Genomic DNA, 7,244 nt, shown 5'->3' with positions numbered 1-7,244 from the left:
GACCACTGGAAGACCGGCCGCTCCCCGGCGGCCCACCGGAGGGGAGTCGGCATGGGCAGCACGCAGCATTCGATCACCACGGCGATCTACGACATCGACCGGCGCCTGAGGGAAGGGGCGCTGGCGTCCGCCCGCGTCGCGCGCGAGCCGTTCCGGCTCGGCGACGAGAAGCAGCTGCTGGCGTCCCTCGGTGCGCTCGTCGACACCGTGCAGCAGCTCGCCGACCACCTCGGGCCGCAGATCCGCAGCGCCGACTCGCGGGGCGTTCTCGGGCAGGCCGCAAGAGAGTTGAGAGACTCGGCGCGGAACCTGCACAAGGGCGAGCGCAACGCGCCGAACGCCGACGCCTCCTAGGGTGCCCTCGTCGTCGTCGCCGTCGCCCGCCCGCCGAGCGCGACGGACGCCGCCCTGATCCGCCCGACCGGATCACGGGCGGCGTTCGCACGTCCCGGGCGGGTGCCGCCGGTGTCGGAGCGCCCACCGGGGGTGAATCCTCCGAACGGGTGCCGCAGCGGTGTCGGATCGGCGCGGGGCCGTTCGTTGTCATGGTGAGCGGACGCCCGCGAGGGGCATCCGGGAGCGCAGGAGGATCCGAGATGCAGTACCTGTTTTCCGTGCTCTACGACGAGTCGGACCTTGCCACCTCGGACGAGATGGCCGCCATCGACGTGTTCAACGACCGCCTCCGTGCCGACGGCCACTGGGTCTTCGCCGCCGGTCTCGGGCAGCCCGAGACGGCCACGGTGATCGACAACCGCGGTGCGGAGGCGGTGTTCACCGACGGGCCCTACCTGGAGTCGAAGGAGTTCATCGCGGGCTTCTGGATCATCGAGGCCCCCGATCTCGACGCGGCGCTCAAGCTCGCCACCGAGGGGTCGAAGGCCTGCAACCGGAAGGTCGAGGTGCGACCGATCCTGTGAACGCGATCGACGTCAGGGAGGCGATCACCCGGGCCCACCGTGCGGAGTGGGCCCGGGTGGTGGCCGCCCTGACCAGGCGCTTCGGCGACCTCGACATCGCCGAGGAGGCGGCGGCCGACGCGTTCGCGACCGCCGTCGAGCACTGGCCCGCCGACGGCGTACCCCCCAACCCCGGTGCCTGGCTCACCACGACCGCCAACCGCAAGGCCATCGACCGGATCCGGCGCGAGAGCAAACGCGACGACAAGCAGAAGGAGGCTCAGATGTCCTACGACGAACCTCCCGAGCCGCCGGGGCCCATCGACGACGACCGACTCCGGCTGATCTTCACCTGCTGCCACCCGGCGCTCGCGATGGAGACCCGGGTGGCACTGACCCTGCGCATGGTCGGCGGTCTGACCACGGCCGAGATCGCCCGCGCCTTCCTGGTGCAGGAGAGTGCCATGGGGCAGCGGCTCACCCGTGCGAAGGCCAAGATCAGGAGGGCGCGCATCCCCTACCGGGTGCCGTCCGCGGAGGATCTGCCGGGGCGCGTCTCCGGCGTCCTCGCCGTTCTCTTCCTGGTCTTCAACGAGGGTTATCTGGCCACCGGCCCCGACACCGATCCGGTCCGTCACGACCTGAGCGCCGAGGCGATCCGGCTCGCGCGCCTGATCCGTGCCCTCATGCCGCAGGACGGCGAGGCGGCCGGTCTGCTGGCGCTGATGCTCCTCACCGAGGCCCGCAGCGCCGCTCGGGTCTCGCCGAGCGGCGAACTGGTCGCCCTCGACGAGCAGGACCGCACGGCCTGGGACGCGGCGCTGATCGCCGAGGGCCACCGGCTGGTGCGCGAGCGCCTGGCCACCGGCGCGCCCCCGGGCCGCTACCAGATCCTCGCGGCGATCAACGCCGTGCACACCTCCGCCCGGGACGTGCAGGACACCGACTGGTCGCAGGTGCTCGCCCTCTACGACCGGCTCGCCCGCCTCGACCCCTCGCCGATCGTCGCCCTCAACCGGGCCATTGCGGTCGCGGAGCTCGGCGGCCCTCAGGTGGCGCTGGCGCTCGTCGACCGCCTCGCCGGCGAGCTGGCCGGCTATCACGCCTACCACGCGACCCGCGCCGACCTCCTGCGTCGGCTGGGCCGCACCCGGCAGGCGTGCGAGGCGTACGACCGGGCGCTCGAGCTCGCCGGAAACACCGCCGAGGCCGCCTACCTCATCCGCCGCCGCGACGAACTGGGGTAGCTGCGCTCCGGGGTGGCCGCGATCGCACCGCCGTGCCGGACCCGGGCGCAGTGGCGCCCGCGCAGCCGGTCCGCGGCTACGGGACGTTCCAGGCGGAGATGACCGGTTGTCCCTGCTCGGTGGCCAGGAAACCGAGGGTGCCGGGATGTGGATGGCCGAGCAGTCGGGCGGCGGACGGATCGAGGCCGAGCCAGCGCACGGCGAGGACGCGCGCCAGATGGCCGTGGGCGACGACGGCCACGTCACCGTCGGCCAGCAGTGGCCGGATCCGGTCCAGCACCGCATCCGTTCGCGCGGCGACCTGGTGGAGCTGCTCGCCGGGATGCGCGGCGTCGCCGGGAACGACGCCGTCCCGCCACAGGTCCCAGCCCGGCCTCGTCTCGCGGATCTGCTCCGCGGTCAGGCCCTCGTAGCCGCCGTAGTCCCACTCCAGCAGGTCGGGATCGGATTCGACTCCGGTGAGGCCCGCCAGTTCGGCCGTCCGCACGGCACGGCTCAGCGGGCTGCTGAACACGGCCGCCGGGCGGAGCTCGGCCAGCCGGGGAGCGAGTGCCTTTGCCGCAGCCTCACCCGTGTCGGTCAGCGGCACGTCGGTGCGGCCGGCGTGCCTGCCCGCCCGGCTCCACTCCGTCTGGCCGTGCCTGATCACCATCAGCTCACCCATGACTCACCCATGGCCGTGGACGATATCTGACGGAGCGTCCGCCCGTTCCGGCGCGGGCCGGAACCGCGCGGCGACGGACCGGCGGACAGACCGGCGGAACGGCGGGCAGACCGGCCGGGGGACAGGCCGGGGGACAGGCCGGCCCACGGGTCAGCCGAGCAGGTCGAGCAGCCGTCGGGCCTGGCGTGCGGCACTCCCGGGCGGGTTGCGCGGCCGCTCCGGGTCGTCGAGCGCGAGCAGGAACAGCCAGACCAGGGCGAGCAGGCGCCGGCAGTCCGTCAGCCGGGCCGCCTCCGCCGGCGCGAGGTCGAGGTGGCGCAGCAGGAGCGGCACGTCCAGGTTCCCGTCCACCCAGCCCGACACGTGCTCGGTGACCTCGGCGATCTCGAAGGCGCGGTCGCTGCGGCCGGAGTCCTCGAAGTCGACCACGCGCACCCGCGTGCCGACGGGCGGTAGAGCACGAGTTCGCCGAGGGCGCGGACGACGAGGAACGCGAAGACGCCGCAGACGGCGTACGCCACGAACAGGGAGGGGCCGGCGTCGGCGAGCCGACCGCCCGCGCCGAGGAAGAGGCCGGTGCCGATGGCGCCGCCGATGGCGATCATGTTGACGTGCCGGGCCTTGAGGGACTTGCTGTAGCCGGTGTCACCGGCGTCGACGTGGCCGGGGGACGGCTGGTGCGTTCCGTCCTCGAGGAGCTGCTCGCTCACGTCTGGGGTCCGCCTTCCGTGGGGGAGTCCGTGCGACGGGGGCGCACGATGTCGGTGAGGGTCGACTCGACGACCTGGAGGTGGTGGGACACGGCCGCCATCGCGTCCTGCTCGGAACCGTCCACCAGCGCCTCGAGGATCGCCCGGGTGCTCGTGGTTGGACTGCTCGCGCCGGCCGCACAGCTCGTTGAGGAAGGCCGACTGGCGGGCCAGGGCGTCCCGGATCTCCTCGATGATCCGGCGGAAGACCGGGTTCTGGGCCGCCTCCGCCAGGGCCAGGTGGAAGAGCGAATCCATGGCGACCCAGGCGGTGGTGTCCGTCTCCCGCTCCATCCGGTCGAGCAGATGGGCCAGGTGGTCGAGGTCCTCGGGGGTGCGGCGCAGGGCCGCGTACCCGGCGACCGGGATCTCGATGTGCCGTCGCACCTCCAGGAGGTCGCTGGCCGCGTAGTCGCCGAAGGTCGGGTCCTCGACGGCGTTGGCGAGGACGAAGGTGCCCTTGCCGGTCTTCGACACCGTCAGTCCCATGGCCTGCAGGGCCCGGAGCGCCTCCCGCAGGACCGGTCGGCTGACCTCCAGGGTGCGGCACAGCTCGGCCTCGGAGGGGAGCTTGTCCCCGACGGCGTACTCACCGCGCTCGATGGCGCTGCGCAGGTGGCCGAAGACCGCTTCCATCGCGCTGACGCGACGGGGAACGGGAGAAGTTCCGGGCGCACGGCAACCCTTTGCCCGGCCCACGACCACTAGGGAGCGGATCCCGGCCGACTCGGGTGCCGGGGTCCGCTCCTGCCTCGTGCACGGCTCGCAAGGAGAACATCCACTCATGAGCAACTCCTCCCACAGCGGACGCCGCGGACGCCACCGCCGCGGCCTGGGCGCGACCGCCCTGGTGCTCGGTGTCCCCAGCTCCACCGGCAAGGGGTCGAGCTGGTCCGGGGTCGACAGCCTGGGCACCGACGCCCAGGTGGTCGCCGACCGCGCCACCACCTTCGACGCGCTGGTCGGCGGCACGCTCCCCCTGGCACCGACGGCGGCGCGACCTTCACCGCCCTCGGCTCGATGCGCTCCGCCTCCGCGCTCGGTTTCGGCAGGGCCGCGCCCGGCGCCGACTACGGCACCGACGGACGCGGTCTCCAGTATGGCGACCCGTCCTGACCCACCGGCCCGCACGGATGCACGCGGCGCTGACGTACAGTCAGCCGAACAGGCGGCGCTGGATCTCCCGCCGGTAGTCCTCCAGCGTCCGGTCGAGGTGCACCACCGTGGCCGCCGCGGCGTCCTCCGGGCGGCCGTCGCGAATGGCCCGGTAGATCGCCTCGTGCTCCTCGACCGCTGCCTCGGCGGCCGCGCCGAGCATGTCGTGGATGCCGATGGCGCTGGACTGCCGCTGCAGGCGGCGGGCGTCGCGGACGGCGCTGAGCAGGAAGGCGTTGTGCGCGGCGGTGGCCACGGCGGTGTGGAAGTCGTCGTCCGCCTGGTTGAACACGTCGACCTGCCCGTGGGCGACCCCGTGCCTGCACTGCTGCGAGGCGACCTCGATGGTCCGCAGCTCGGCGGGGGTGGCGCGGGTGGCCGCGAGGCTGGCGGCGGCGGTCTCCTGGACCTTGCGGAATTCGAAGAGCATCAGGACGTGGTCGAGGTCGACCGGCCGGAAGAAGCCGCCCCAGCGGCTGGTGATGAGCATGCCCTCGTCGTCGGCGACGAACAGGCCGCGCCCCTTGTGGGCCCGGACGCGGCCGAGGGCCGAGAGGATCTTCACGGCCTCCCGCACCACCGCCCGGCTGGTGTTGAGCGTCTTGGCCAGGTCGTGCTCGGTGGGCAGCCGGTCGCCCGGCACCAGGCCCTCCCCGGCGATGAACTCGAGGATCTGCTCCGAGACGATCTCGTAGCCGGGGCGGTAGTCGCGGCGCTCCTCGCCCGAGCCGTTCCCCGCTGCCGCGGCGACGGGAGAGGCCTGCGCAGGCAGGGCGGCCTCGGTCGTGGGCGTGTCGTTCATCGTTCCTGCCTCCGGGATGACGTGCGCGAGGGGCGGCTGATCGCTGTGGAGCGGGCTCATCGTAGCGCAGCCAATCATAAGTCCGACTCATTTGCCAAGACGTAGCAGCGGAGATACGGCGGGCGATAGCGGACAAACCAGAATGTATTGCGCGTAAGTCCGCTGAGGTGGAGCCCCATCGGGCCGAAGTTGTTCTGAATAGGCCTGCGCAAACCCTTGACGCACCTCTCGATAGGGCGGCTAATTTGATCCACCGAGGGCAGCAGCGGACCAGCGGCTCTCGCCCCACCCCCGCCTTCCCGCCCCTGTTTCGGGGCCCCTGCAGTGGAGTCGCTCATGACCGTCAACAAGCCGCTCGCCGGCGAGAAGGCAGTGCCCAGCAAGAGACGAGCGGTGCTGCTGGCCGCCTGCGCAGCCACCCTGGCGATGACCGTGTCCGCGTGCAGCGGCGCGGCTCCGGAGAAGACCAGCAAGGACGGCTTCGCCCAGGCCGCCCAGAGCGACGGGGCAGTGACGGTCTGGGTCGACGCGACCCGCCTGCCTGCCGCGAAGCAGTACCAGGAGCTGCACCCCGAGGTGAAGCTGGACATCGTCACCTACGACGGCGACGCCAACGGGTCGAACTACCTGCAGACCAAGGTCCAGCTGTTCAACCGGACCGGCAAGGGCTGGCCGGACGTCGTCTTCAGCTCGCAGAACAACGAGACCTCCTGGGCGGTCGACGCGGGCTTCGCCGCGCCGCTCGACAAGGGCCTGATCCCGGCGGACACCCTGGGCCAGTTCGCCAGGGGCGCCCACGACGTCTGTACCGTCAACGGCACCGTCTACTGCCTGCGCAACGACCTCTCGCAGGCGGTGCTCTGGTACAACGCGCCGCTGATGAAGCAGTTCGGCTACACCGTCCCGAAGACCTGGGAGGAGTACCAGGCGCTGGGCGAGAAGGTGGCCGCCGAGCACCCGGGCTACCTGGTGGGCGACGCTGGCGACTCCTTCACCCCCGAGATCTACCTCTGGGCGAGCAAGTGCGAGGCCAACCACATCACCGGCCCCAAGGCCGTCACGGCCAACACCGGCGGTGAGAACTGCACCAAGATGGCCAAGCTCATGGACGGCCTGATCAAGAACAAGTCCATGTCCGTCACCGGTGTCTTCAGCACCGACTTCGGCAAGAACGAGGCCGACAAGGTTCTGCTGATGCCCGGCCCGGCGTGGTACGGCGGCGCGGTGTTCAAGGACACCCTGAAGACCCCGGCCAAGACGATCGGGGTGGCTCCGATGCCGCAGTGGCAGGGCGACGCCGCGCCGGCCACCGGCAACGTCGGCGGCGGCACCTGGCTGGTCTCCCAGCACTCCACCCACCTCAAGGCGGCCACGGACTTCCTGAAGTGGGTCACCACCGACAACGCCTACCAGGGTGAGAAGGCCCCGGGCTTCCCGGCGTACGCGCCCGCCGCCGAGAACTGGCTGAAGGCGCAGGCCGCCTCCGGGTACTTCGTGGGTGACCTCGGCGCCCTGAAGGACGCCTCGTCCCAGGTCTGGTCGGGCTGGGGCTCGGGACAGTTCAGCCAGGAGGCGATCTGGGCCGCCACGGTGAAGCCGGGCCTGACCCAGGGTCAGACCATCGTCTCGCTGCTGCCGGCCTGGCAGGACTCGATCGTCAAGCACGCCGAGTCGTTCGGGTACAAGGTTACGAAGTGACGTCCACCGTCTCCGCGGTCGGCTCCGGCC

7 protein-coding genes and 3 pseudogenes are annotated in these 7,244 nt (G+C 71.8%); 5 read left to right on the top strand and 5 right to left on the bottom strand.

The genetic code is table 11. The features are described from left to right. Positions 1 to 51 precede the first annotated feature (51 nt). From ACFV0G_RS31350 to ACFV0G_RS31340, 3 genes are all read left to right on the top strand, one after another. Entirely contained in the window at positions 52 to 354 is a 303-nt protein-coding gene (locus ACFV0G_RS31350) for a hypothetical protein (protein WP_380555333.1), read from the top strand. Between the two features lie 242 nt (positions 355 to 596). Then, positions 597 to 920, top strand: coding sequence for a YciI family protein (locus ACFV0G_RS31345; RefSeq protein ID WP_380555331.1), 324 nt, complete (start codon positions 597 to 599; stop codon positions 918 to 920). Beyond that, positions 917 to 2,146 (top strand): RNA polymerase sigma factor, encoded by a 1,230-nt coding sequence (locus tag ACFV0G_RS31340; RefSeq protein ID WP_380555329.1) that lies wholly within the window; start codon positions 917 to 919, stop codon positions 2,144 to 2,146. Before ACFV0G_RS31345 ends, ACFV0G_RS31340 begins: the two co-directional genes overlap by 4 nt. A 76-nt stretch (positions 2,147 to 2,222) precedes the next feature. On the opposite strand, the gene ACFV0G_RS31335 is transcribed toward ACFV0G_RS31340, so the two are convergent. From ACFV0G_RS31335 to ACFV0G_RS31320, 4 genes and pseudogenes are all read right to left on the bottom strand, one after another. Further along, entirely contained in the window at positions 2,223 to 2,810 is a 588-nt protein-coding gene (locus ACFV0G_RS31335; protein ID WP_380555327.1) for a histidine phosphatase family protein, read from the bottom strand. Between the two features lie 150 nt (positions 2,811 to 2,960). Beyond that, positions 2,961 to 3,143: a hypothetical protein gene (locus tag ACFV0G_RS31330; protein ID WP_380555325.1), complete on the bottom strand. Its 183-nt coding sequence runs from the start codon at positions 3,141 to 3,143 to the stop codon at positions 2,961 to 2,963. 107 nt (positions 3,144 to 3,250) lie between these two features. Beyond that, a pseudogene (locus ACFV0G_RS31325) lies at positions 3,251 to 3,520 on the bottom strand (L-asparagine permease); the annotation flags it as partial. Then, positions 3,517 to 4,195, bottom strand: a pseudogene (locus ACFV0G_RS31320) (FadR/GntR family transcriptional regulator). The pseudogenes ACFV0G_RS31325 and ACFV0G_RS31320, both read right to left, overlap by 4 nt. Before the next feature lie 232 nt (positions 4,196 to 4,427). On the opposite strand from ACFV0G_RS31320, the pseudogene ACFV0G_RS31315 reads away from it, so the two are divergent. Next, positions 4,428 to 4,675, top strand: a pseudogene (locus ACFV0G_RS31315) (hypothetical protein); the annotation flags it as partial. 40 nt (positions 4,676 to 4,715) lie between these two features. Here ACFV0G_RS31315 and ACFV0G_RS31310 read toward each other — a convergent pair. Beyond that, on the bottom strand, positions 4,716 to 5,516 hold the full coding sequence (locus tag ACFV0G_RS31310; protein ID WP_380555335.1) for a FadR/GntR family transcriptional regulator: 801 nt from the start codon (positions 5,514 to 5,516) through the stop codon (positions 4,716 to 4,718). A 336-nt stretch (positions 5,517 to 5,852) separates the two neighbouring features. On the opposite strand from ACFV0G_RS31310, the gene ACFV0G_RS31305 reads away from it, so the two are divergent. Next, positions 5,853 to 7,214 carry an ABC transporter substrate-binding protein gene (locus ACFV0G_RS31305; RefSeq protein ID WP_380555323.1) on the top strand — a complete coding sequence of 454 codons (1,362 nt, stop codon included), beginning with the start codon at positions 5,853 to 5,855 and terminating at the stop codon, positions 7,212 to 7,214. Positions 7,215 to 7,244: the final 30 nt, after the last annotated feature.

Origin of the sequence: Kitasatospora sp. NPDC059571, assembly GCF_042735675.1 — a bacterium.
GTDB lineage: Bacteria > Actinomycetota > Actinomycetes > Streptomycetales > Streptomycetaceae > Kitasatospora.
Note: the sequence above shows the minus strand (reverse complement) of the source record. Positions and strands in the feature narration are given on the sequence as shown.